Annotated in this window: 1 protein-coding gene; it reads left to right on the forward strand. The window is 84.1% G+C overall.

The features are described 5' to 3' along the window. Positions 1-309 (forward strand): hypothetical protein (locus tag E2C05_RS33950; RefSeq protein WP_158292518.1); only part of this gene is annotated, 309 nt, incomplete at both ends.

The following is a 309-nucleotide window of genomic DNA, read 5'->3' on the forward strand; positions in this document are numbered from 1 at the left end:
GACCGCCTGGCCGACCGCCGCGCCGATGAGGCGCAGCGCGTCGCCGACCATGCGCTGCGCGCCGACCGGCTGGATCGCGCCCGCGCCCGGCTGGCCACGGCGGCGGCCCTGCTGGCGGGGGCGGACGCGGCGATGGCGGCGGCGGAGGCCGCCTGGCGGCGGCTCTGGGCCCCGACCGGCCTCGCCCCGCTGTCGCCCGAGGCGATGAAGGAATGGCGCGCCGCCCGGGCCGAGGCGCTGCGGCTCGCGGCCGAGGCAGGCCGGGCCGCGGCGGCGCAGGCCGATGCGGCGGCCCGGCGGGAGGCGGTG

Source organism: Paracraurococcus ruber (genome assembly GCF_004353985.1).
In the GTDB taxonomy this organism is placed as follows: Bacteria; Pseudomonadota; Alphaproteobacteria; order Acetobacterales; family Acetobacteraceae; genus Paracraurococcus; species Paracraurococcus ruber.